We start from the raw sequence: 25,723 nt of genomic DNA, 5'->3' as shown, positions 1-25,723 counted from the left end.
TGGCAAATTTCTATCCCAAGATCCGGATAGCAAAATTTACAACGTATGAATCAAGAATGAGGATACAAAATGGACAGTAAACACTCAGCACTGAATGCACGTAAACAGCAGGCAACACCACGTGGTGTTGGGGTCATGTGTCAATGGTACGCAGAGAAAGCAGAAAACTCGACCATTTGGGATGCAGAAGGCAATCAATATATCGACTTTGCGGGCGGGATCGCCGTACTGAATACTGGCCATCGCCATCCTAAAATTATTGCTGCGGTCACTGAACAATTAACCAAATTTACCCATACGGCTTATCAGGTTGTACCATACGAGAGTTACGTTGCTCTGGCAGAACGTATCAATGCACGCGCACCCATCCAAGGTGCTGCAAAAACCTCATTCTTTTCGACTGGTGCTGAAGCTGTCGAAAATGCAGTTAAAATTGCCCGTGCCCATACTGGCCGTCATGGCATTGTGACTTTTGGTAATGGTTTTCATGGCCGTTCATTCATGACGATGGCCATGACCGGTAAAACTGCACCTTATAAACGCGACTTTGGGGTGATGCCTGGTGGTGTTTTCCATGCCCGTTACCCGGTGGAATCCAAAGGCATTAGTGTTAATGATGCAATTCAAAGCATTGAAGATATTTTCGCAGAAGATATTGCTGCGCATGACGTAGCAGCGATTGTGCTTGAGCCTGTACAAGGCGAAGGCGGTTTTAATGTGGTGCCTGCAGAATTCCTGAAACGCTTGCGTGTACTATGCGATCAAAACGGCATTTTACTGATTGCTGATGAAGTACAGTCTGGTTTTGCGCGTACAGGTAAACTGTTTGCGATGGATTATTATGAGACCAAGCCAGATCTGATTACGATGGCAAAGAGTCTGGGCGGCGGTTTCCCGATTTCAGGCGTTGTGGGTCGTGCTGAAGTGATGGATGCACCAAATCCGGGTGGATTGGGCGGTACTTATGCCGGTAACCCGGTTGCTGTTGCGGCTGCCCATGCGGTACTGGATATCATTGAAGAAGAAGGTCTTTGTGAAAGAGCGAATGATCTAGGCGCAGAACTGGTTGATGTTTTACATGAACTGAAAATGTCATCTAGCATGGTCAAAGATATTCGTGCACTGGGCTCAATGGTGGCGGTTGAGCTTGAAACTGCGGAACAGGCAAAAGCTGTACAAAACCATGCCATGCAAAATGGTCTGTTAATCCTGACCTGCGGTCGTTATGGTAATGTAATCCGTTTCCTATACCCGCTCACGATTCCGGCAGAACAGTTCCGTGCGGGATTGGCTATCTTGAAACAAGGGTTTGCACTGTCTGTCGCAGCCTAATAAAAGAGTAATGATCATGCTTCAAGCGCAATATAGAGATTTATTACAGCATCCTGATATCAACTTCGATCAGCCTGCCACGGATGAATATATTGAAGTCAAAGATGCAGCAACCCAAGCCACTTTGGCCTGGGTAAAATCCCATGACCGGACATCTGTAGAACAGCTGATAGCTCGTTCTCAGCAAGCCCAAAAAGCCTGGAAAACCAAGACAGCCCTCGAACGTGCGGATGTGCTTTGGGCCTGGTTCAATCTGATGCAGGAACATAAAGAATCTTTGGCTCAGATTCTGACTGCTGAACAGGGTAAGCCACTGGCTGAGGCACGGGGTGAAATCGGTTATGCTGCTTCCTTTATCCGCTGGTTTGCTGAGCAGGCACGCCGTATTGATGGTGACGTGTTGACTCCAACGCTTGCCCATCAACGGTTATTGGTCATTAAGCAGGCGATTGGGGTGACAGCGGCCATTACACCGTGGAATTTTCCGGCGGCGATGATTACCCGTAAAGCCGCGCCAGCTCTGGCTGCTGGCTGTTCCATGCTGGTTAAACCGGCTGAACAAACGCCTTTAACCGCCTATGCGCTTGAAGTTTTGGCCTTGCGCGCAGGTTTGCCACAAGATGTATTGCTGCATGTCAGTGGTGATGCGGTTGAAGTGGGTCAGGTCTTATGTGAAAGCGAAACCGTGAAAAAGTTAAGCTTTACCGGCTCAACTCAAGTCGGTCGTATCCTGATGCAGCAATGTGCGCCGACCATCAAAAAACTGTCCTTAGAACTTGGTGGCAATGCGCCAGTTCTGGTCTTTGATGACGCCAATCTTGAACAGGCGGTACAGGGCATCATGGCCAGTAAATTCCGGAACAGTGGGCAGACCTGTGTTTGTGCGAACCGGATTTATATACAAGATGGCATTTATGATGCGCTGGTAGAAAAACTGGTGGCTGCCGTTGACAAACTGAAAGTCGGTGATGGCCGTGATGAAGCTTCTACCCAAGGTCCATTAATTGATGAGGCTGCGATTGAAAAAGTGCAGTCACATATTGCCGATGCAGTGAGCAAAGGTGCACAGGTGAAAACCGGTGGACAGCGCTCAAATCTGGGCGGTACATTCTTCGAACCAACGCTTCTGACTGAAGTCACCCAGCAGATGCGTGTGGCAAAAGAAGAAACTTTTGGACCGTTGGCGCCGTTATTCCGCTTCAAGACTGAAGAAGAAGCAATTCAGATGGCGAACGATACGGAATTCGGTCTGGCCACCTATGTATTTACCCAAAGTACAGCACGTCAGTGGCGTGTAGGCGAAGCCTTAGAATACGGTATGGTGGGAATCAATACCGGAGCTATCTCTAATGAGGTTGCGCCATTTGGTGGAGTCAAGCAATCAGGATTAGGCCGTGAAGGGTCCAAATTCGGTATGGATGAATATCTTGAAATGAAATATCTCTGTGTTGATATTTCTTCATAATGACGTTTAAAAAGTAAACGTATTCATTAAAAAACTGATAAGAAAATATCAGCCTCCAGTGAATCCCGCGTTTAATTTAAACCGGGATTCCTGCGATGGAGCAAGGACTCAATAAACAGATTGGAGCAGGGCATATTTTCAGTTGTTAAACCATTCTTCTTCTCTAAAATTCCCGCAAATATCAATTAAAGCATCAGCTTCTCATCAGGATTTAACCCTGATTTCTAACTTTAAACCAAAAGCATCCAGTAATTTCTGCATAGACTTGAGTGTTGGATTTCCTTCAGGTTGTTCCATTTTCTGTAGAGTTTGGGGAGCAATCTTGGTAATTTTAGCCATATCGTTGAGTGTGAGGTGCAACTCGGTACGAATGAAGCGAGCAACCTGATGAAAAGGCCAGTCAGGATTGTTACTGACGGTTTCAAGTACAGACAATCTCTTTTGCATCTGTTTAATCGGAGTCAGTGGCTTGAAGCGTTTATCCATAATTCAGCTCCTCCAATTGTTGGCAAATATTATCAATTCGATACTGGCTATTTTCTAGAATTTCAGGTGCCAATTGCAGATACTGCATGTGCTCGAGTAACCCCTGATAAAGTGGTAATTGCTCGACTAGCACCGCTCTGATTTCTTCTGAATCAATTAGCGTACTTTCTGTTATCTGTTCGATAACTGAATGCCAAATTGGCATACCACCATGATCATCTCGCTCCCAACGCGTAGTTCGGGCAATACCATCTGGATGGAGCCACATCGGCGCAAAATCAAATAATGGGGTTAGTTGAATGATTCCGTTATTGAAACGTTGAATCGCTGTATTACGGGTATGATTGTCCTTATTGCCTAAAGCAACATTGGCAAGATCACGCTTCAAATATTCAAAGATTTCCTGTTTTGGTTCAGTACAGCATTGCATCAACAGGCTACAGATCTGGTTATGGGTCATTCTTACCCCAAAACCGGCTTTTCCTCCCAGAGAAGCAATACTTTCCTGGGCAATTCTTTCAACCTTCCCATCGCTGACTTTACGGTCAAATCGGGGAATAAATAAAGTCTTACCATGCAGCTCCAGTTCCTGATGAACACGAAGTCCCAGGTATTGGGCAATTTTCATATATAAGGCTTCGTGCATCAAAATTTTATCTAGATTCTGATCACTGCCACGACTGAATTTCACCAGCCAATGCTGTTTGACCTGATGATCTGTCAGCGTGTGATCCAGATAGAACAGGTCATCATGACCTTGAGTCAGCAGTAATTTTGGCCACTCGCCCTGAATACCAGAAGAGCCGGCAATAAAAAGTCCATAAGAGGCTAAGGATTCAATAAAGTTTTCTTGACGTTCTACGACTTGGTCTAGGCTAAAGCCATGATTCTGCTGAACAGGAAACTGCCCCTGTAGCCATTCATAAGCCTCTTTAATCCGTAAATTACCAATCGGATTACCTGCACCCGCTTTTAGAAGCGCCCAGTCTGCTTGTTCCTGAGTGTTTTCAGAAAAATTAAGCTGACGGAGTAATTCTTTACGGCCATAACCTTGAGGTAACAAATCCATCAGGAAGGCTGGCCAGGTAGATTGCAAGGTATTTTGCACATTTACTGGTAAATGATAGGCTAGCGCATGCCCATCGCTTAGGTCCATATAAGAAATAGCATATTCAAATAGATATGATGTGCGCGTGGCTGCTTGCCATCCAGTTTGTTGTTGACCGACAATCTCAACAATAGCGCAATCCAGCCATTCATCTTCCTGATAAATCTGCAGTGTGCAATATTGATTCATAATTTTATTAAAATAGTAAAGTAAAGTGATTTTATTTATTATATACCTATTTTAATAAAAAACTAATTTTATCTTCTTAAAGTTCTTTATCGTTCTAAAAGGCCTTATCTTCACCAGAATACAAGGCTTATGAGGCTATATAACAAGATGTATCCTCATAGAAATCAATATATAACCCAATTAATTTTTAAATATCAGAGGAGCTCTAACCCTGGTTATTTATTATGAATCTTTCTTTTGAATAAAATTTTAAGCAGCAAATAAAGGACTAAATCCCCGTTTACGTAGTAATTTTCGGTACATACTCGAGCTTCGATCTGCCGGAAAATGCGCTTCTAAAGATAAGTCCAGAGGTAAATATTCAGGTTTCTGATTTTCTACAATCACACGATCTTCCTCGAAAATTTTCATATTAAAGGCATAGGCATCTTCAACCGGTAAATCTTTATCATAATTGCGGCAAATAGGTGCAAAAAGTCGTGTTGAACGCGCAGTCATGGGTGAAGCCGCATTCATGATGACCTGCTTGGCATGATTTGGAAAATGAATCGTAAGTGTTGCAGTAAAGGGTAGGCTCACTTCAAAATGACGTAACCATTTAAAATCTTCCTGGCCACGCTGCTCTGTTCCGATCGGATAACGTCCCACACTGCTGATATAATCTGCATTAAAACCGACCTCCGTTTCTGTCGTACTGTAATCAGGAACTTCTACATCCTCCGGATCGCCAAAAGTGTCTGGATGCACCCAGGCAAAATGAGCCACATCAATAAAACCTTCGAGCTGTCTTCCTGCAAAACATTGAATGTCTATCTGAGGGCAGACCAGTTGCTGATACTCAGCATCATCCCAAAAAGGCATGTTAGGAATATGAGGTTCTGCATCTTTTGTAGCGCTTAATGAACACCAGATCAGACCATACTTTTCTACCGCAGCATAAGTTTTCAAATGGAAACGTTCCGATATTTTATGCTGAGGATGTGCAGGAATACGGTTGCATTTACCTTCATTGCCAAAGCGTAAACCGTGATAACGACACACCACGCCTTGGCCGTCATTTTTTCCCAAGCTTAAAGGTACACCGCGATGCGGACATGCATCTTTCGCCACCACCAGTTCATCGTTCATTTTATAAATCACCAGAGGCATATCAAGCAGCATGCTACTTGTTGGCTGATCTGTAATATCACGCGCAAGTGCAATCGGATACCAGTACTGAGCCAAAAGATGCCAGTCATGTTCCTCGAATGTCATATGGACTGGTAAGTCGGGACTAAAAGCGGCGATATTTGTATTCATAATGGGTTCTGTGTCATGACCTTTAGCTGGACTATAAAACAGCAATGTGTTCTATGAAATTTCAATTAACAGGACATAGGATTGCGTAAATCAGAACACTGACCAGCGATTAAAAACAAAATAAGCATCTTTCCAGGTTTTTTATGTTCAACCACGCAAATATTGAGATGGGATATTTAAATGCTTAAATCTCCTAAAAATAATCTTTTTAAGCCTATGTTCGCGCTGTCGATGCTCTACTTTGGCGCACAAATTGCTTATCACGCGTATAGACAATTGATCATTTACTCAGAATCGACAAGGATTTGATGTGACGACTAGCTATTTACGCGGACAAGAACTTATCGAGAGCATTCGCAGTGCACCTTATTCGCGTGACCTGATTGGTTATCATGGCGAACCACCAAAAGTGCAATGGCCAAACGGCGCGCGTGTCGCGGTACAGTTTGTGCTGAATTATGAAGAAGGTGGTGAAAACCACATTGAACATGGTGATACGGGGTCAGAACAGTTTTTATCTGAAATCATCGGTGCTGCCAGCTTTCCAGACAAACATATGTCGATGGATTCGATGTACGAATATGGTTCACGTGCAGGCTTCTGGCGGATTCATCAGGAGTTCCAGAAACGTGGTTTGCCGATGACTATCTTTGGAGTCGGTATGGCCTTAATACGTAATCCTTATGTGGTCGAGGCGATTAAATCAGCTCATTATGATGTGGTTTCACATGGGCAGCGCTGGCTACATTATCAGGACATGCCGCTTGAACTTGAACGTCAGTATATGGATCAGGCGATCAGTGTTCTGGAAAGCCTGTTTGGTGAAGCGCCTATTGGGTGGTATACCGGTCGGGACAGTCCAAACACCCGTCAACTTCTGGCTGAATTTCCTCACATCAAATATGACGCTGATTACTATGGAGATGACTTGCCATTTTGGAGCACCTTGACCAATCAGGCAGGGGAAACACGTCCGCATTTGATTATTCCTTATAGCCTGGATAGCAATGACATGAAATTCAGTTCACCGGGCGGGTTTAATAGCGGGGAACAGTTTTATCAATATCTCAAAGATGCTTTTGATGTGCTCTATGCCGAAGGCGAAACTGCGCCAAAAATGCTGTCGATTGGCATGCACTGCCGTACTTTAGGACGGCCGGGACGTTTTAAAGCTCTACAAAAGTTCCTGGACTACATTCAAAATCATGACAAGGTCTGGATTTGCCGTCGTGGGGATATTGCCGAGCACTGGTATAACCATCATGCGCCATAATCATAAAATATATTGGAAAAGATCAGTTTAGATGCTCTTTTTTGAGTCATGTACTTTATAAAAATAACAAACACATCAGCTTTGGCACTGTTATTGCAAAACCAGTTTTAAATAACCAAGCAATATAAACAGGCGATTGAATAGTGCAACTTGTTGAATTTAATCAAGCATCAGCAGAAGATGCGATGATCTTTTTAAAGCACTGTGTGCAAATACCCAGCTGGTCGACCGAGCTTGCCACAAAACGTCCTTATGCATCGCTTGAGGATGTTTTGAGTGCAGCGAACCAACAGGCGGCGACCTGGAGTTGGGATGAAATTAAAACTGCGCTGGATAATCATCCCCGTATAGGTGAAAAACAGGCACAGGCTGAATTAAGTGAAATAGAAAAAGACTTTTCCCATCGTGAGCAATCCGGCATTACAGCAGATGACGATACCCAGCTCGCGCTGCTTAAAGGCAATCTTGCCTATGAAAAAAAATATGGGTTTATCTTTCTGATCAAAGCTGCTGGATTGAGCAGTGAAGACGTCCTTCAAGCCCTGAACTATCGTTTGCTAAATGATCCAGAGATTGAGAAACGTATTGTCCATCATCAACTGGCAGAAATTGCCTTGTCACGACTGGCTCAGGAGCTTCATGCATGATTAGCACGCATATTTTAGATACACATCTGGGAAAACCTGCGACAGACGTGGTGGTACGACTTTTTGCTGAAGACGGTCGCTTGCTTGCTGAGACAAAAACCAATACAGACGGTCGCGTCAGTGATTTTGGCATAGTCGATTTAAAAACAGGTATCTATAGTCTTGAGTTTTTTACATCTGCTTATTTTGAAGGTTTGGGTTTAGAAACTTTTTTTCCTAAAGCAGTTATTCATTTTTATGTGAAAGATGCATTCCAGCATTTTCATATTCCTTTACTGATCAGCCCATTCGGGTACTCCACATATCGCGGAAGCTGATTTTATATTTAGACTTTGAGGGTGAGAAAAATGACAGAACAAAGTAAAACAATATCACCTGAACATGAATATTTAGGTGCGGGGAAAAGTGCAGCTTATGGTTTGCAACACGTACTGACCATGTATGGTGGAATTATTGCACCACCTTTAATCGTGGGAACAGCAGCCGGCCTAGAAGCTTATCAAATTGGATTATTGATTGCGGCGGCGCTATTTGTCGGTGGTTTAGCCACAATTTTGCAAACCGTTGGGGGGAAATATATCGGTGCAAAACTACCTTTGGTGCAAGGGGTTTCTTTTGCCGGTGTCGCAACGATGGTGGCGATTGTGACTACAGGCGGTGGTTTGCAAGCCGTCTACGGTGCAGTCGTTGTCGCATCATTGATCGGTTTTTTCCTCGCACCTTATTTTTCCAAAATTATCCGTTTCTTTCCACCAGTCGTGACCGGTTGCATCATTACTATCATTGGTTTGTCTTTATTGCCGGTGGCAGTCCGCTGGATGATGGGCGGCAATCCCAAGGCACCAGAATGGGGAAGTATCGAAAATATTGGTCTGGCACTCATGACTTTAGCTTTAGTCGTCTGCCTGAATTTGAGCCGACATGCTGCTATTCGTCGCTTGTCTATTTTACTGGCAATTGTTTTAGGTTCAGTACTGGCTTATTTATTCGGTTTTGGTGATTTCTCTAAAGTTGCGAATGGAACATGGATTCAGGTACCCAGCTTCTTCGCCTTTGGACTACCGACTTTTGAGCTCACTGCCATCATTTCCATGCTTATCGTTACGCTAGTGATTATGACCGAAACCACAGCAGATATCATTGCAGTGGGTGAGATTGTAGGTACCAAAGTGGATGCGGATCGTATCTCGAATGGCTTGCGTGCCGATATGTTATCGAGTGCGATGGCACCGGTTTTTGGTTCATTTATGCAAAGTGCTTTTGCGCAAAATGTCGGCTTGGTGGCGATTACCGGAATTAAAAGCCGCTTTGTGGTCGCAGCTGGGGGCATGATTTTAGTCGTGTTGGGTTTACTGCCAATTATGGGACGTTTGATTGCTGCCATTCCTGTACCGGTATTAGGTGGTGCAGGTCTGGTACTTTTTGGAACAGTCGCTGCAAGCGGGATTCGTACCTTGGCTAAAATTGATTATAACGAGCAAAAAAATCTTATCATTGTTGCGACGGCTATTGCAGCCGGCATGATTCCCATTATTGATCATTCCTTTTATGCCAACTTTCCAAAATGGGTGCAAACCTTGTTTCATTCGGGGATTAGCTCAACCTGCTTAATGGCCATTTTACTCAACCTGTTGTTCAATCATCTGAACCTATTTAAAAATAAAAGCACAGCGACTACAGAAATTGTGGCAAAGATTCCACATTAGAAAATTTAAACCAGGATGAAAACAGTCCAGAAAATGGGCTGTTTTTTTTATCAAAAATTAAAAATGTTGGCTTTGTTTTTGCTTAATTCAGAATGTGATTCTTTCATTCCATTGGGGACCCTTATTTATGAAATTCACTCAACTTACTGCTGCAACATTACTTGTATTGGGTGCGGCATCCGCACAGGCAAAACCGATCTGGCAAGACTTCAGTGTCACCGGACTTTATGGAGAAAACTATGAGGTGGTCGATGAGAAACAGGCGACTGCGACCTTTGAATATACGGCAAAAGTAAAATATGCAGATGTCTTCTTCTTCATTGACCGTATGCGCGGTGCAGATGACTTTAAATCAAGTTATTTTGAATTTTCACCACGTTTGAGCTTGGGTGAAGTGTCGGGTCAGAAGCTTGCCTTTGGTCCGGTTAAAGATGTACTGGTTTCAACGACCTGGGAAGGTGGAGAGGGTTTTGATAACTTCCTGTACGGCGTAGGTTTCGATCTGGATATTCCATATTTCCGTTATGCCAGCATTAACCTTTATCGCGTGAATAATGAGAATATTGATGATGATTACCAGTTGACACTGACCTATGGCGTGCCAATTAAACTGGGAACTGAAGAATTTCTGGTGGATGGCTTCTTGGACTGGTCTACAGAAGAAGATACTCATGACAGCGAGATGAACTGGACCACCCAATGGAAATGGAATGTCGGTAAACACATTTCTCCAGACACCAATTTATATCTGGGGATTGAACATTCTATCTGGAACAACAAATTCGGTATCCCAAATGCCGATGAAAATAATGTCAGTGCTTTAGTGAAATATCACTTCTAGGCAAAGTGATGAAGAAATAAGTTAAAAGCCCTGATAAAAGGGCTTTTTTTAATGCGTTTAAAATACGATCTGGATGTTTTCAGGAAAAGGATGAACATCACAATTTGATCCGCTACCTATACGATCCACTACGACAAACTCGCTGGGTGCTTCAAGGGTCAATAATGGATGATGCCAGGTTCCGGCACGATAATTTATCCCTTGAGAACCATCACTGATAAATACCTGAATCTGACTAATATCGGGCTGTGTATAATCAAGTTCAGGCGCTACAACGATTAAAAATTGCTGGCCGTGCATTGGAATAAAAGCCTGTGAACCCAGAGGATGTCTTTCCAGCATCGAGATTTGAAAAGGAATTGCCGTAGCTTGCATATTTCTAAAAATACTCAGTCCAACCTTGGCATCACTTTCTACTTCAGACAGGGCATGATAACGCTCAGTCTGCTGCTCATTGATATGAAAATAATGATTACCCTGACAGGCAATGACTTCTCCAAAAGGCAGAAAATTTTCCGTGCTTAAAGACTGTATTTTTATGCTTTGCATATACATGCTCTTCATCATTTAGGCCAATTTTCCCCAGAGCCGAATCCGGCTAATACCACCATCGGGAATCATGTTGACACGAATATGGGAAATTTTTTCGTGCTGTAAAATTTCATTGATGTAATGATGAATATGATCCATTTGCATGGGCTGAGCTTCTAACAAAAAAGGCCAGAACATGCTTTGTGGAATGAGTTGCTCATCGGTTGCATCCTCAACATAGATGGCTTGAATAGAAACCTCTGCAGGGAAATTTCCCTTAAAATGGGCGGTATCAATTTCAATTTTCTCGATTCGGGCACTGGCGCCTAAAGCCAAAATGCACCAGTCAAATCCTGGAGCACGACGCCGTTTGGTTTCCCAGCCATCGCCCATGTTAATGCCACGTCCCGGATTAATCAGATTGCGTGGATGTCCAAAATGCGCATCGCTATAGGCAACGACACGGCCACCATGTTCTAGTGCCAAAACATCTAGCATTTGATCACTATCTTGCAGATTGATTTTTACCTGACCATAGACCTTAAAACGTGCAATCCCACCGTCAGGATAAATATTCAAACGGACATGGGTAAATATCTGCTTTGCTGAAATCTGAACAATATGATGCTGGCTGGGGCCCAAGACATTATTTTCTATAATGCTGATCCATTCTGCCTGATCAAGATTTCCATCTGGCGCATAACATGCTTGCACAGCAGCAGAGGCCGGATAATTACCGCTAAAAAAAGTCGTATCAATATCCAGTGCCTGTATTTGACCTGCAACAGCAAGTTTAATGATGGCCCAATCATAGCCCGTGTGGCGCTTGCGACGGGTTTCCCAGCCATCCATCCATTTGCCATGCTCATCAAACTTGTCTTCGATAAAGACCGGTGCCTCAAATTGCAACATGCGTTTTGCTTCAGCAAAAAACTCATCTGAACATTCAAGAATTTCTGCGCCAATTCGGGCATCTGCAAGGTTAGTTAACTGCTGTACTGGAGCAGGCAGATCAAAAATTGGAGCTAATAAGGTCGCCATCTTAAATTTCCATCATTGGTATACGTCACATGAATATGCACTTTTATAAATACAAATTTAGGTCTTCTGCCTTTATAAAAACAGGACATTGAAGGAATTTAAAAGCACAGCGTGTGCCAACTCTTGCTATTTTTTTAGTGCATTTTTTTCAGGATGGCACGTTTTTAGCATTTTAGCTGGCAATGAAGATGAAATAGCCAGGAGGAATAGATGGAGATTGCAATTATTGGGGCAGGCATGGGCGGGTTAACCACAGGAATTGCACTAAAAAAGTTCGGACATCGGGTCACCATCTATGAGCAGGCAGAACAGATTTTACCTGTCGGTGCTGCAATTTCCTTGTGGTCAAACGGGGTGAAGTGTTTGAACTATCTGGGCTTAACTGAACAGGTAGCAAAGTTAGGTGGCCAGATGAATGACTTAGCCTATATCGATGGTTTGAATGGCGAGGTCATGACGCAGTTTAGTTTGGCGCCGTTAATTGAAGAAGTCGGTCAACGTCCATATCCGGTATCGCGTGCTGAATTACAAAATATGTTAATGGATGAGTTTGGCCGGCAGGATATTCAGCTCGGTAAAAAAATGGTGTCTATTGAGGATAAGGGGCAACACGTTGAAATCGGTTTTCAGGATGGCAGCACTGTTTCTGCAGCATTATTGATTGGCGCAGATGGTACCCATTCCATGACGCGTCAGTATGTATTGGGCAAACAGGTTGAACGCCGTTATGCTGGCTATGTGAACTGGAACGGACTGGTTGAGATCTCTGAAGATTTAGCGCCCGCACAGCAGTGGACCACTTTTGTCGGTGAAGGCAAACGCGCTTCACTGATGCCTGTGGCAGAGCATCGCTTTTATTTCTTCTTTGATGTGCCATTGCCCGCAGGTCTGGAGAATCAACGTTCGGAATATAAGATCTTATTAAAGCAATATTTCTCTGGCTGGTGCTCCCAGGTTCAGCGCTTAATTGACAGTATTGATGAGCAGAAAACCAATCGTGTCGAGATCCATGATATTGAGCCTTTTACCCAGTTTTATAAGGGCCGTGTGGTAATTTTAGGGGATGCAGCACATAGCACCACACCGGATATCGGGCAGGGAGGTTGCCAGGCAATGGAAGATGCGGTCTATCTGGCACGTGCCTTACAAATTAATACGCTAGGTCTGGAAGATGCCCTGAAACGCTATCAGAATAAACGCAATGAACGCGCCAATGAATTGCTGCTACGTGCACGTAAGCGTTGTGATGTCACGCATATGAAAGATGAGCAAATTACCAAAGACTGGTATGCAGACCTACGGAAAGAACAAGGCCCACATATTATGAAAGGCATTATTAGCAATATTGTGGGTAATCCATTGGATTAAGTCTAATTAATAGCATCACATATCGAGAAACCGCGATTTTAGCCATCGCGGTTTTTGTTATTTAAGTATGAAAATACTACAGTTGCTGCACCTTGCTTTTTAAGGTTTCCATTTGTTCAATCATATGTTTAATCATCAACTGGGAAACGCGTGAAATTTGGCGTTTAGGCGCCACACACAAGGCAATGGTCAGCGGATGCAGTCCTTTTTCAGAGATAGGTTTAAAGACCACTTCATCTCGCTCGACATAGGGTAAAACATCGAGATAACTAAAAATTCCAATCCCGGAATTCGCCTTAATGAGAGTATTCATCAGGCGGATATCATTCGATTCCGTTTTACGTGCAGGTATAAATTGATGATGTTTATACAGTGCCTGTACATAATCATGAATAATCAGGGGGTCGGCCGGAATAAAATGGTTGTCATTCAAGGTATCTGAAAAATAAATCTTTTCTGCTTGAGCAAAAGGATGAGACTTACCCATCACAAAACCTAAAGGCAGTTCCAGAAAGTGCAGGACTTCAATATGTTGATGGGATTTCGGATTCAGGATCAGGCCAAAATCCAGTTCTGCCTCAATCACTTTTTTGGCTACGATTTCACTGTCTGCGACCCGGATATTAAAATTAATCCAGGGATAATGTTCATACATATATTGCACGGACTGCATGACAAAACCATCATTTAAGGCAGAAATTAAACCGAATTCGATGGTCCCACGCGTAAGCCCCTGAATTTCATCAAAGCGAATCCGGGTTTGCTGGAATTCTTTTTGCCATTTTAAAACATCGGCATAGAGTAATTCACCCGCCAGTGTCAGTTTTAAACCATGGGGCAAACGCTCAAATAACACAATTCCCAGTTCTTCTTCAGCCAAAGCAATTTGCCGATGTACTGCAGACACGGAAATGAATAATTGATCTGCGGCCTTGCGTAAACTTCCCGTTTTCGCCACCGCGATAAAATATTCTGAAAATCGGGAAAAAGGCGTATTCATTAATTTAGTCAAGCGAAGAACCACCTTTTATTCATATCAATATTTGAGATAAACGTGTTTATGCGAGTTTTATGCCAAAGAAGGCAGCTTTAATCGGCAAGTACATTTGTACATGGTTGATGTGTTCTAATTTCAAGAATGAATAGTACGAATCATTCTAATAGACAGAATGACAATAAATTCAGTAATTTCAATCATAAGCAAAGCCAAAATTGCACAGTTATGCACTGTTCAAGGCCTGTAAAAAGAGACCATCCACAGTAAGAATATAGGTTTGATATGAACGCCATTCCAGTCATCAATTTATTCAACAAACCCTGCTATAGCCAGTTTGATGATCAGGACTGGGACATTCTGGCTCGTCACTGGTATCCGGTTGCACGGATTCAGGACGTTTCTACCCAACCGCAACAAGTAACCCTGCTTGATGTCAAACTTGCACTGTATAAAACAGACAGTGGTGCAATTCACCTGGTTCGTGATCTCTGTCCACACCGGGGCGTACCCTTAACCAAAGGCTGGGTTTCGGGTGAAAATCTGGTCTGTCCTTATCATGGCTTACACTACAATGGCCAGGGAAAATGTATCAAAATTCCTGCACAACCCGAGCTGACCAACATTTCTGAGCGCTTTTCTCTGACCAAATTTCCAGTAGTGCAAAAATATGGCTTGATCTGGACCAGTATTTTTGGCCGTGACGAAGCAAAAGCCAATTTTCCTGTTTTAGATACCTGGGAGATGCCAGATCATCAGGCAATTTTACCGCCGTTTTTGGATATTGCCGGTTCGAGTGGCCGTCAACTGGAAGGCTTTATTGATGTTGCACATTTTGCCTGGGTTCATCAGGGTTCTTTCGCAGATCCTGAAAATCAGGTTGTACCCAAATACACGACAGAACGTACAAATTACGGCCTGCATACCGAATATGTCAGCAGTGTCAGCAACTATCCACATGGTATGCAAGATCTGGCACCGGAAGGCTTTTTGTGGAAACGTGTATTTGATGTCTATCCACCGTTTTCTGCGGTGCTAACTGTACATTTCCCAGAACAGGGACAATTAAAAATTCTCAATGCCTGTTGTCCGGTCTCACACAATAAAACCCGTTTATTTGTACCACTGACACGCAACTTCGATACCACAGGAGATTTACAGGCGGTATATGACTTCAATGCACAAATTTTTGCCGAAGATCAGGACATGGTAGAAAGCCAAAAACCTGAAGAATTACCGCTCGATATTTCTATGGAAGCGCATTTTGAAGCAGATCGCTCTTCAACGACCTATCGTCGAATCTTAGCCGAGTGGGGATTAAGTAAACGTTATATTGTCTAATATATTTTAAAATTTAAAAATATGGATTAAATTTTAAATAGAAACCCTATATTTCAATATAGTGGTTTTTATTTATATTATTTTTGAATGATCAAAATATTATTTATATGTCCTTATTTCTTAATTAAAATTGATTAATATTTTCAAAATTTGGAAATTAAATAAATCAATCCAGGCAAGCTCCGATTAGAGATTTCCAACCTCCTTCAATGAGGAGAGAAAATAAAAATATCTACAGAACATCATCCTTTCGGCGTATTACAAGCTAAACCTAACTATAAAAAAACTATTAATATATTTAAATATTAATGATTTATATCTAAAAAAATCCCATTCCCTCAATGAGTCTCAATACATGGTTCTATCATTTTAATTTATCTTTGCTCATGAAAAATATGAAGCTTGGATTAAAAAAGGAATGCGCAAATTTAAGGCATTTTATTTTATCGCACCACTAATAAGCAAAAATAAAAAATAAATCCATTTGATAAATTAAACCCCCTATCAATCATAAAATAAGCTTTTATAAATTTAATATCATTACGCCTTAATTAAATTATAAAAACAAAAAACATTTTATTTTAAAACCCTATTTCTATTATTTTTATAAAAACTGGAATGCTTATTGCTAATTATATCTTGAACAGACTGAGCACATTTGCGTGAAGTCATTTTAAAGCATGTGTTGCATGACACAGAACAACCAAGAGCAGAATAGAATGAAAGAAAAAAATAGCTTGAAAACCGGATTGAAAAAATTGGTAGGGGTATTAATGGCAAGTGGTGTAATGGGCATGGCCGCTGTCGCCAATGTTCAGGCCCAAGATAAAGCCGCATTTGTTTATATTGGCCCAACCAGCGACCATGGCTGGACCTATTCTCACGATCAGGGCCGGATTAAGGCTGAAAAAACCCTCGCAGGAAAATATAAAACCTCTTATATCGAAAATGTCCCTGAAACAGCAGATGCCGAACGTGTGATCCGCAACCTGGCACAACAAGGCAATAAAGTCATTTTTGCGACTTCGTTTGGTTATATGAATGCAATGGAGAAAGTATCCAAGCAATTTCCCAATACAGTATTTATGCATGCAACCGGTTATAAGCAGGGCAAAAACTTAGGGGTCTACGATGTCCGTACCTATGAAGGTGCTTATATGCTGGGTGTGGTCGCAGGGCAAAAAACCAAAAATAATGTTTTGGGTGTAGTTGCGTCTTTTCCGATTCCTGAAGTTATCCGTAATATCAATGCCTATACCCTCGGTGCACAAAGTGTAAATCCAAAAATTAAAACCAAAGTCATTTGGGTGAATTCATGGTTTAACCCGGGCAAAGAACGTGATGCAGCCTTGGCTTTGATTGCTCAAGGCGCAGATGTGCTGATGCAAAATACCGATTCTCCAGCAGTGGTACAGGCGGCTGAACAAAAAGGTGTCTTTGCTTTTGGCTGGGATTCTGACATGAGCAAATTTGGCCCTAAAGCGCATCTTGCTGCATCGGTTTTACATTGGGAAAAAATTTATACTCCGGTAATGACGCAAGTCAGCAAGAAAACCTGGAAACCAAGTGCAATGTGGTATGGCGTAAAACAAAAAGCCGTTGATATCGAAAGCTTTGGTCCTTCAGTGTCGGCAGCCTCTAAAGCAAAAGCGCTCAGCGTACGTGATGGCATTTTAAAAGGCACACTGCATCCATTTACCGGCCCGATTCATAAACAGGATGGCACATTGGTCTTGGCAAAGGGCAAGCGCCTAGATGATGCGGCACTAAGCAAAATGAATTACTACGTGAAGGGCGTAGAGGGTTCATTACCGAAATAAAGCTTTGTCATTTTGCAATTCAAAAAACTTTAAATACTTTGATGTACTTTCCCGCATCCATCTGAATGCCTGCACGCTTCAGATGGATGCCGCACTGTCACAGCATTGAATAGGGCACTGATGATGACCTCTCAAGACGATAGATCTGCTCATGCGCAAGAGTTGAACGCACGTTCTTCTTCAGGTGTACCGCGTTTACAGCTCATCAATATCTGTAAAAGTTACAATTCATTGAAAGCGAATGACCAGATACATTTAACCGTTCAACCTGGGCAAATTCATGCCATTTTGGGTGAAAATGGTGCTGGCAAAAGTACCCTGATGAAAATCATTTATGGGGCAACCAAGGCCAATCAAGGACAAATCCTCTGGAACGGTAAAGAAGTTCATATTGATAACCCGTCGATGGCAAGAAAACTCGGGATTGGCATGGTCTATCAGCATTTCTCTTTATTTGAAACCTTGACCGTAGTGGAAAATATTTTGCTGGGACTGGATGAAAAGATTCATTTAAAAGTCCTGAGCCAAAAAATTATTGAAGTTTCAGAACAATATGGTTTACCGATTGATCCACGCCGCGAAGTACATTCTTTATCGGTAGGTGAGCGGCAACGTGTCGAAATTATTCGCTGCCTTTTGCAAAATCCCGCTTTAATCATTTTAGATGAACCGACTTCAGTATTGACACCACAAGCGGTACGGCAACTGTTTAAAACTTTACGGTTATTGGCCTCCCAAGGCGTTTCAATTTTATATATCAGTCATAAATTACACGAGATCAAAGAACTCTGTGATGAAGCGACCATCTTACGCAATGGCCGTGTCACCGGAAATGTTAATCCCAAAGACAACAGTACTAGTGATTTAGCACGCTTAATGATTGGCCGTGATTTACCGACCTATGTACGCCCTGAATATACAGGTGAAAAACAGATATTATTCCAGGTTGAGAATCTCAATTACCAGTCCGACGACCCATTTGGTGTGTCGCTGAAAAATATCAATTTAAATATTTTTGCCGGTGAAATTGTAGGAATTTCCGGGATTTCTGGCAATGGGCAAGCAGAATTACTGTCTTTATTGTCGGGTGAAAATAGCCTGAAACATGGCCGGATGGTTCTGGATCAAATCGATATTTCCCGATTCAGTTCTGGACAACGGCGTGATTTGGGCCTGGGCTTTGTCCCTGAAGAACGTCTGGGCCGAGGAGCAGTCCCGAACATGACACTGTCCCAGAATACCTTGCTGACCGCATTTCGGCAGAACCTAACGCAATGGGGATTAATCAAGTTTGCACAATGTAAGCTTTTTGCCGAGCACTGTATTGAAAAATTCGGGGTGAAAGCCAGTGGCCCAGAGGCAGAAGCACGTTCCTTGTCCGGTGGAAATCTACAAAAATTTATTGTCGGCCGGGAAATTTTGCAAAACCCGAAATTCCTGATTGTGGCTCAACCGACCTGGGGCGTTGATGTGGGCGCGTCCATGTTTATCCGGCAAACCCTGATTGATCTCTCTCGACAAGGTGTTGCCATTTTGGTGATTTCAGAAGAATTAGAAGAGCTGTTTGAAATCAGTGATCGTCTCTGCGTGTTGGCCAATGGTGAACTATCTCCAGCGATACCTACTCATGAAACCAATACTGAAAATGTTGGAATCTTGATGTCAGGCATTCCAGGCCATGACACTGCGATCATAGTAGAGGAGCAGCAAGCTCATGCTTAATATAACAAAAAAACAAATATACAGGTTGAGAGGAGAGCGACATGCATTTACTGGAACCGCGTGAACATCCCTCTCAAATCATGAAGTGGCTTTCACCGCTCATTGCGCTGCTAGCCATGCTGATTGTCGGTAGTATTCTGTTTTTAATGTTGGGGATTAATCCCGCGCAAGCCATGTACATCTTCTTTATTGAACCGCTGACGTCGTCTTATGGCTGGAGTGAACTGGCAGTGAAAGCCGGGCCTCTGATTCTGATTGCCTTGGGACTGGCGGTCGGATTCCGGGCGAAATTATTCAATATCGGTGCTGAAGGTCAGCTCACCATGGGCGCGATTTTTGGCGGTGGTATTGCGATTTTATTTCATGATCACATCGGCTGCTGGATTCTCCCGTTAATGATCGTTATGGGCGCACTTGGTGGGGCACTCTGGGGTGCAATTCCTGCCTTACTGAAAACCCATTTTAATGCTGAAGAAACCCTGACCACCCTGATGATGAATTATGTCGCAGTATGTGTGTTGCTGTACCTAGTCAATGGTCCCTGGCGTGATCCGGAAGGGATGAACTTCCCTCAATCGGTGGTTTTTAGTGAGAGTGCGACGCTGCCATTTATTGTAGAAGGCACACGCATTAATACCTCTATTTTTATCACTTTTTTTGCAGTCCTTCTGTTCTGGGTTTTTATGCGTAAAAGTCTGACGGCCTATAAACTGGAAGTCAGCGGTCAGGCACCTTTAGCTGCCAAATACGCAGGTTTTTCTTCCTCCAAAGCGATCTGGATGAGTCTGGTGATTTCCGGGATGATGGCAGGTATTGCCGGAATCTGTGAAGTGGCTGGACCTATTGGTCAGCTGAATCCGAACCTGTCCCCAGGTTATGGCTATGCAGCGATTATCGTGGCCTATCTAGGGCGTTTAAACCCCATCGGTATTGTGCTGTCAGGCTGTTTTATGGCGCTGATTTATCTGGGCGGCGAAATGGCACAAATGCAGTTGCAGCTTCCGGTCGCGATTACCGGTATTTTCCAGGGCCTGCTGTTATTTTTCCTGTTGGCTTCCGATGCATTAATTGAAAACCGTTACCGGTTTAGCAAAAAAATGGTGCCACCGGTCCCTCAGTCCACAGCAACCACCCTCTAACCCAATGTTGTCTACAGCAAAAGGAAGCATGATATGGCTTTAGAAATAACTGCAATTCTTGCAGGTACTGTTGCAGCAGCAACACCACTGATTTTCGCAGGTCTGGGGGAATTGGTCACACAGCGGACAGGTGTGATTAATCTTGGAGTAGAAGGGATGATGCTGGTCGGTGCAATTGCAGGTTTTGCTTTTGCTGCGCAATATGATGCCAGTGTATTAAGTGCCTTATTGATGGGTGGTCTGGCAGGCATGCTGATGGCCCTGATTTTTGCCTTTTTTACCTTGTCTTTAAGTACCAATCAATCCGCGTGCGGTTTGGCTTTAACCATTTTTGGACTCGGTATCTCTGCATTTTTGGGACAGAACTACGTCAGTATGGCTTTACCGGGTCTGGCTAATTTTAATATTCCACTATTAGCGGATATTCCAGTATTGGGTCCGATTTTGTTCCAGCAAAACTATGTGGTTTATCTGTCAATCTTGGTCTTCTTTCTGGTGTGGTTTGTCTTGGCCAAAACCCGTTTGGGCTTATTGCTTAAAGCAGTCGGAGAATCACCGGAAAGTGCGCATGCCATGGGTTATCACGTGTTGGCGATTCGTTATGGCGCAGTGCTATTTGGCGGTTTGATGGCAGGGGTTGGCGGAGCATTTTTATCGACCGTATATACCCCGATGTGGATTGAAAATATGGTGGCAGGCCGCGGCTGGATTGCCATTGCACTGGTAGTATTTGCGGTGTGGAAACCAACACGTTTAATGCTCGGCGCTTACCTGTTTGGGGGCGTAACCATTTTGCAATTTCACGCCCAGGCGCTTGGAATCAAGGTGCCGAACGAGCTGCTTGCCGCATTGCCCTATATAGCCACCATTGTGGTACTGGTCATGATTTCACGGAATAAAAAAGTACTCAAAATGAATTTGCCATCTTCTTTAGGCAAAACCTTCGTGCCATAACCGCAGCCATTCATCATAAATAGAATAGATTTGAGTATAAATCATGAAAATTTTAACAGCTTCCTATGTCCTTACCATGAACACGCAGAATGAATGTATTAAAAATGGCGCGATACTGATTGATGGTGACAAAATAAAAGCAGTGGGTACATTGAGTTAACCCAATGCTATCCAGAGGTGCTCATTGAGGATTACCCACAAACGATCCTGATGCCGGGCTTGATCAATACCCATTGTCATTCCGGTTTATTGCGTGGTACGGCTGAAGGATTACCGGTTTGGGATTGGTTACAGCAGTATATTGACCCGATGCACCGGGTGTTGACACCAGAGGATGCGAAAATCGCCTCCTATTTATGTTATGCTGAGGCACTATTGTCGGGAACGACCACCATCGTTGATATGTGGCGTTATATGGACGGAAGTGCTGAAGCTGCGCAAGCATTGGGAATTCGTGCCGTTCTCGTACCCTATGTCGCAGAGCATCCGGATCACAATTATTTTGAAACCTTAAAAAGTAATGAGGCTTTAATCAACCGTTGGCATCAGCAGGCGAATGGACGTATTCAGGTTTGGGTAGGTTTAGAGCACCTGTTTTATGCTGAAGCTTCAGCATTAAGCCGTATTGAGAAACTTTGTCAGGATTATCAAACCGGTTTTCATACTCATAGCAATGAAAGCCAATTTGATGTACAGGAAAACCTGCGCCGTTCAGGCATTCGCCCGATTGAAAGTCTGCAAAAGCTAGGCTTGCTAGATCTGCCTAAAACCCTGTTGGCACATTGCGTCTGGGCAGATGCAAATGAAATTCAGATTTTAAGGCAACATGCGGTCGGTGTCGCCCATAACCCGATTTCCAATATGAAATTGGCCTCCGGTGCAGCCCCTGTGGTTGAAATGCTACGCCAAGGCATTGCGGTGGGTCTGGGTACTGATGGAGAAAAAGAAAACAATAACCTGGATCTATTTGAAGAAATGAAAACGGCATCATTATTGGCCAAGTTTTCGAATTTAGATGCGGCTGCCCTGGATACCTGGTCAGTCTGTCAAATGGCTACGATTACAGGAGCTAAAGCCTTGGGTATGCAAGATGAAATTGGTTCATTGGAAGTCGGCAAACAGGCCGACCTGATTGCGGTGAAACTGGATACACCGCGGATGACGCCTTTGATTGATCATAGAAAATTATTTAATTTGCATACCAATTTAGTCCATGCAGTTCAAGGCCAAGATGTCGTGATGACGATGGTGGCGGGACAGATTGTGGTTAAAAATGGCCGTTTGATCAATGCCGATTTACAGGCTCTAATTGATCAAGTGAATCAGGCGGCGCCACGCTTGTTTGAACGTCGTGATCAGTGGTTTGCAAAGCAGGGGCAAACGGTGAATGAATTACAGCGGGAAGAATTTTAAGATTTACGTGGATGTTGAGGTTATTCATTGATAGTGGGGTGACCTCAGACGCCTTTCTAACGAATGATTTAAATGAAATTAAACAGAGTGAATAGACTGATATTTTCTAATCTTTAGATGAGTTTCATTCATTCACTTCTAAATTGCATCTAATAAGCTATAAAACCATTCTTTGAATTTACCCCTTTGCATCTCTATATTGGGGTGATAGGAGCTGTAGCGGTCAGCCTGTTCTGTGTGTATAGCCTGTTTCAACAAAAACAAGATATTGGATCTACCACTGAACTGGCTTTTTTGATGACTTATATCATTGGCGCTATTTGTGTGTGGAATATCCCACTGGCTGCAGGGATGGCGGTTCTACTCACGATTATCCTGATGGGCAAACAGACATTGCATCAATTTGCCGGAAAAACGATCCAAAGCTATGAGTTAAGAGATGGCTTACTTTTATTGGCTTTGATATTGATTGCGTTGCCGGTCATGCCCAATAAGCCCTTGTGGGGCGCCGTACTGAATCCCTATATCATCCTTAAACTACTCATTTTAATCTTGATTGTGCAGTCCATGGCACATGTGGCAAAACGAATCCTATCCAATGATAAGGCTCTCATTTTATCTGCCTTAGCCTCGGGATTTGTCTCCAGTACGGCCACGATTGCCAGTTTGGGCATGCAAGTCCGATCCGGGCGGGCCAGTGCAAAATTAAATGCAGGCGCCGGATTGATTTCCTGTATTGCCACCTTATTACAGCTCTTGCTGATTGTTCTGGGAGTGAGCGTAGAGTGGTTCAAGTTCCTGCTGATTCCGAGTTTGGTGGGGATCGGAATTTTATGTATTGCAGCCGGATTCTTGATTTATCGAACTCCCCAAGCGGATAACAGTACGACCATCAATGAAATACAAGAAATTGATAGCCGAATGTTCAGTATCAAAGAAGCGGTGATTATTGCGGTCAGTTTGACCTTAATCCAGGCCGGGATTTACGGCGCAAATCTTTTACTGGGAGATAGCGGCTTAATTTTAGGTACTTTTTTAGCCTCTTTATTTGAAGTGCATGCTGCTGTAGCAGGTGTAGTGATACAAGGAAATCCTCACAACCTGACTTTAATTTATGCTGTCATGATTGGACTTGCGGCACATGCGGTGTCTAAAAGTATCAATTCTTTTGTGACCGGGGGATGGAAGTTTTTTCTGTATTTTGCGCCTAGCCAGATTCTACATATGTTAGGACTTATCTTTATTCTTCTGAGTTTGAAATAAAGAAGAGCGGGTTTGCATATATTATGAAATGATCCAATCATTTTAAGTCATTTTTAAGATTCAGATTCTAGGCTAAAGCATCTTAAAGTCTTTGAGCCACGGATCATGCTGAAGCTGTTTTCCCATTCGTCTTCTTTTAGTCAGCGACCTAAAAAGTCGATTAGTCTTTCAGGCTTCAACATGTTGCTGGCTATGTGGCTGGGATTGATCCTAAACTTTGCTTTCTATCAAAAAATTCATGAATTTACGCCTTATGCCAATCTAAAAGCAGGTCTGTTACTGGTCGCTACGGCACTGATCATTATTGCGTTTTACAACCTGGTATTACAGTGGCTGAACTGGAAATGGAACGCCAAAATACTGGCCAGTGTCTTGATCATTCTGGGTGGCTTTAGTGCTTATTTTGTCAATAGTCTGGGGGTCGTTATTACGCCTGACCAGATCCAGAATATGCTGCAAACCGATGCCCGTGAAGTTCGAGATCTCTGGTCAATGCGACTGGTGATCTGGACACTGGTGTTTGTAATTTTTCCACTTTTTATCATCTGGATGCTTAAAATTCAGCCTGCATCGCTTGGGCATCAGCTGGTGCATAAAAGCCTGAGCAGTGTAGTCTCACTCGGACTGATTCTAGGTTTATTGTTCTGTTTCTATGTCGATTATGCCGCCATCTTCCGTGAGCACCGCGATCTGAAGGGTATGCTTTCTCCACAAAATAGCATCGCGTCCACCTTATCCTATTATAAAAAGAAAGCACCTAAAGCGAATTTACCTTTGGTGGCTTTTGGCGAAGATGCTCATCTGTTACAGCAGGCCCAAATGCAGGATCATCCCAAATTGATGGTGCTAGTTGTTGGAGAAACTGCACGTGCCGAGAGTTTTGCTTTAAATGGCTATGCGCGCAATACCAATCCTGAACTGAGCAAGTTAGCGGTGATTAATTTCAATCAGGTGAGCTCTTGTGGAACTGCAACTGCCGTTTCAGTGCCTTGTATGTTTTCGGGCATGTCACGTGAAACCTATGATGAACAGCTAGCCAGCCACCGTGAAGGTTTGCTGGATATTGCTCAGCGCGCCGGATATCAGGTGACCTGGATTGATAATAACTCAGGCTGTAAAGGTGCCTGTGACCGGGTACAAAAGTATCAGATTCCGGCACAACTGAAACAGAAGTGGTGTGATGCTGGTGGTGAATGTTTTGATGAAATCCTGGTGGATAGCCTGAAAGATTATCTGGCGCATCTGGATAAAAACAACCCGAAACCACAATTAATTGTACTGCATCAGATGGGCAGTCATGGCCCCGCATATTTCAAGCGTTCCAAAGCGCCATATCAGCCATTTCAACCGACCTGTAAGACCAATGCCATTCAGGGCTGCAGTACAGAAGAATTAAAGAATAGCTATGATAATTCGATTGTATATACAGACCATGTTCTTGCCCAGATCATTGAAACTTTAAAGCAGCAGACTCAATATCAGACCGGTTTCTGGTACCTGTCTGATCATGGAGAATCTACCGGAGAGCATGGTTTATACCTGCATGGTACACCTTATAGTATGGCACCGACCCAGCAAACCCATGTCCCGATGCTGATGTGGTTCTCCGATGCCTGGAAGCAGCAGAATACCCAGCAAGTCAGCTGTCTTAAAGCACAGACCGGACAGGCCCGTAGTCAAGATCATCTTTTCCCCAGTTTATTAAGTATGCTGGATATAAAAACGCAAGTGACTGAAGCTAAAAATGATATGCTTGCACAATGCTCACCATCATTAAAGAACAGAGCTTGA

20 protein-coding genes and 2 pseudogenes are annotated in these 25,723 nt (G+C 43.3%); 16 read left to right on the top strand and 6 right to left on the bottom strand.

From position 1 onward, the window contains the following. Positions 1–69 precede the first annotated feature (69 nt). Together gabT and AC13CK_RS10120 are read left to right on the top strand one after the other, a co-directional pair. Complete coding sequence (gabT, locus tag AC13CK_RS10125; protein WP_005106976.1) at positions 70–1,332, top strand: 4-aminobutyrate--2-oxoglutarate transaminase; 1,263 nt, start codon at positions 70–72, stop codon at positions 1,330–1,332. A gap of 16 nt (positions 1,333–1,348) precedes the next feature. Beyond that, positions 1,349–2,797: an NAD-dependent succinate-semialdehyde dehydrogenase gene (locus tag AC13CK_RS10120; protein ID WP_425878387.1), complete on the top strand. Its 1,449-nt coding sequence runs from the start codon at positions 1,349–1,351 to the stop codon at positions 2,795–2,797. A 204-nt stretch (positions 2,798–3,001) separates the two neighbouring features. Here the strand turns inward: AC13CK_RS10120 and AC13CK_RS10115 are convergent, their stop codons facing one another. The 3 genes from AC13CK_RS10115 to AC13CK_RS10105 all read right to left on the bottom strand — a co-directional run bounded on the left by AC13CK_RS10115 (position 3,002) and on the right by AC13CK_RS10105 (position 5,879). Further along, positions 3,002–3,283, bottom strand: a complete 282-nt coding sequence (locus AC13CK_RS10115; RefSeq protein WP_425878385.1) for a helix-turn-helix domain-containing protein — start codon at positions 3,281–3,283, stop codon at positions 3,002–3,004. Then, the gene (locus tag AC13CK_RS10110; protein WP_425878383.1) at positions 3,276–4,580 is read right to left on the bottom strand and encodes a type II toxin-antitoxin system HipA family toxin; all 1,305 of its coding nucleotides are present in this window, start codon (positions 4,578–4,580) and stop codon (positions 3,276–3,278) included. Before AC13CK_RS10110 ends, AC13CK_RS10115 begins: the two co-directional genes overlap by 8 nt. Positions 4,581–4,829: 249 nt before the next feature. Beyond that, complete coding sequence (locus AC13CK_RS10105; protein ID WP_005106979.1) at positions 4,830–5,879, bottom strand: Rieske 2Fe-2S domain-containing protein; 1,050 nt, start codon at positions 5,877–5,879, stop codon at positions 4,830–4,832. 310 nt (positions 5,880–6,189) lie between these two features. Between AC13CK_RS10105 and puuE the strand changes: the two genes are divergently transcribed. The 5 genes from puuE (at position 6,190) to AC13CK_RS10080 (ending at position 10,346) form a co-directional block, all read left to right on the top strand. Next, positions 6,190–7,152, top strand: coding sequence for an allantoinase PuuE (gene puuE / locus AC13CK_RS10100; protein ID WP_425878381.1), 963 nt, complete (start codon positions 6,190–6,192; stop codon positions 7,150–7,152). A 143-nt stretch (positions 7,153–7,295) separates the two neighbouring features. Beyond that, positions 7,296–7,799 (top strand): 2-oxo-4-hydroxy-4-carboxy-5-ureidoimidazoline decarboxylase, encoded by a 504-nt coding sequence (uraD, locus tag AC13CK_RS10095; protein ID WP_253114016.1) that lies wholly within the window; start codon positions 7,296–7,298, stop codon positions 7,797–7,799. Continuing rightward, complete coding sequence (uraH, locus tag AC13CK_RS10090; protein WP_425878378.1) at positions 7,796–8,116, top strand: hydroxyisourate hydrolase; 321 nt, start codon at positions 7,796–7,798, stop codon at positions 8,114–8,116. The genes uraD and uraH overlap by 4 nt, the downstream gene beginning before the upstream one ends. Before the next feature lie 30 nt (positions 8,117–8,146). Continuing rightward, positions 8,147–9,505 (top strand): nucleobase:cation symporter-2 family protein, encoded by a 1,359-nt coding sequence (locus AC13CK_RS10085; RefSeq protein ID WP_425878376.1) that lies wholly within the window; start codon positions 8,147–8,149, stop codon positions 9,503–9,505. A gap of 127 nt (positions 9,506–9,632) precedes the next feature. Further along, entirely contained in the window at positions 9,633–10,346 is a 714-nt protein-coding gene (locus tag AC13CK_RS10080; protein ID WP_004280255.1) for an outer membrane protein OmpK, read from the top strand. A gap of 57 nt (positions 10,347–10,403) precedes the next feature. Here the strand turns inward: AC13CK_RS10080 and AC13CK_RS10075 are convergent, their stop codons facing one another. Together AC13CK_RS10075 and alc are read right to left on the bottom strand one after the other, a co-directional pair. Beyond that, positions 10,404–10,901 (bottom strand): ureidoglycolate lyase, encoded by a 498-nt coding sequence (locus tag AC13CK_RS10075; protein WP_425878373.1) that lies wholly within the window; start codon positions 10,899–10,901, stop codon positions 10,404–10,406. 12 nt (positions 10,902–10,913) lie between these two features. Then, positions 10,914–11,918, bottom strand: coding sequence for an allantoicase (gene alc / locus AC13CK_RS10070; protein WP_425878372.1), 1,005 nt, complete (start codon positions 11,916–11,918; stop codon positions 10,914–10,916). A 210-nt stretch (positions 11,919–12,128) separates the two neighbouring features. Here alc and hpxO point away from each other — a divergent pair, with 210 nt between their 5' ends. Then, positions 12,129–13,286 (top strand): FAD-dependent urate hydroxylase HpxO, encoded by a 1,158-nt coding sequence (hpxO, locus tag AC13CK_RS10065; RefSeq protein WP_425878370.1) that lies wholly within the window; start codon positions 12,129–12,131, stop codon positions 13,284–13,286. Between the two features lie 76 nt (positions 13,287–13,362). Here hpxO and AC13CK_RS10060 read toward each other — a convergent pair whose 3' ends face one another. Beyond that, positions 13,363–14,286, bottom strand: coding sequence for a LysR family transcriptional regulator (locus AC13CK_RS10060; RefSeq protein WP_425878592.1), 924 nt, complete (start codon positions 14,284–14,286; stop codon positions 13,363–13,365). 279 nt (positions 14,287–14,565) lie between these two features. Here AC13CK_RS10060 and AC13CK_RS10055 point away from each other — a divergent pair, with 279 nt between their 5' ends. From AC13CK_RS10055 to AC13CK_RS10020, 8 genes and pseudogenes are all read left to right on the top strand, one after another. After that, positions 14,566–15,621, top strand: coding sequence for a Rieske 2Fe-2S domain-containing protein (locus tag AC13CK_RS10055; RefSeq protein WP_425878368.1), 1,056 nt, complete (start codon positions 14,566–14,568; stop codon positions 15,619–15,621). 719 nt (positions 15,622–16,340) lie between these two features. Further along, a complete protein-coding gene (locus AC13CK_RS10050; RefSeq protein WP_253114744.1) occupies positions 16,341–17,441 on the top strand; it encodes a BMP family ABC transporter substrate-binding protein in 1,101 nt (366 codons plus the stop codon). 120 nt (positions 17,442–17,561) lie between these two features. Then, positions 17,562–19,163, top strand: a complete 1,602-nt coding sequence (locus tag AC13CK_RS10045; protein ID WP_425878365.1) for an ABC transporter ATP-binding protein — start codon at positions 17,562–17,564, stop codon at positions 19,161–19,163. Positions 19,164–19,204: 41 nt separating this feature from the next. After that, on the top strand, positions 19,205–20,302 hold the full coding sequence (locus AC13CK_RS10040; protein WP_312585064.1) for an ABC transporter permease: 1,098 nt from the start codon (positions 19,205–19,207) through the stop codon (positions 20,300–20,302). Between the two features lie 33 nt (positions 20,303–20,335). Continuing rightward, positions 20,336–21,256, top strand: a complete 921-nt coding sequence (locus tag AC13CK_RS10035; protein WP_004729775.1) for an ABC transporter permease — start codon at positions 20,336–20,338, stop codon at positions 21,254–21,256. Positions 21,257–21,299: 43 nt separating this feature from the next. Beyond that, positions 21,300–22,669, top strand: a pseudogene (locus AC13CK_RS10030) (amidohydrolase family protein). A gap of 186 nt (positions 22,670–22,855) precedes the next feature. Next, a pseudogene (locus AC13CK_RS10025) lies at positions 22,856–23,932 on the top strand (DUF4010 domain-containing protein); the annotation flags it as partial. 105 nt (positions 23,933–24,037) lie between these two features. Next, on the top strand, positions 24,038–25,723 hold the full coding sequence (locus tag AC13CK_RS10020; protein ID WP_425878362.1) for a phosphoethanolamine transferase: 1,686 nt from the start codon (positions 24,038–24,040) through the stop codon (positions 25,721–25,723).

Source organism: Acinetobacter sp. L-24 (genome assembly GCF_056857555.1).
Note: the sequence above shows the minus strand (reverse complement) of the source record. Positions and strands in the feature narration are given on the sequence as shown.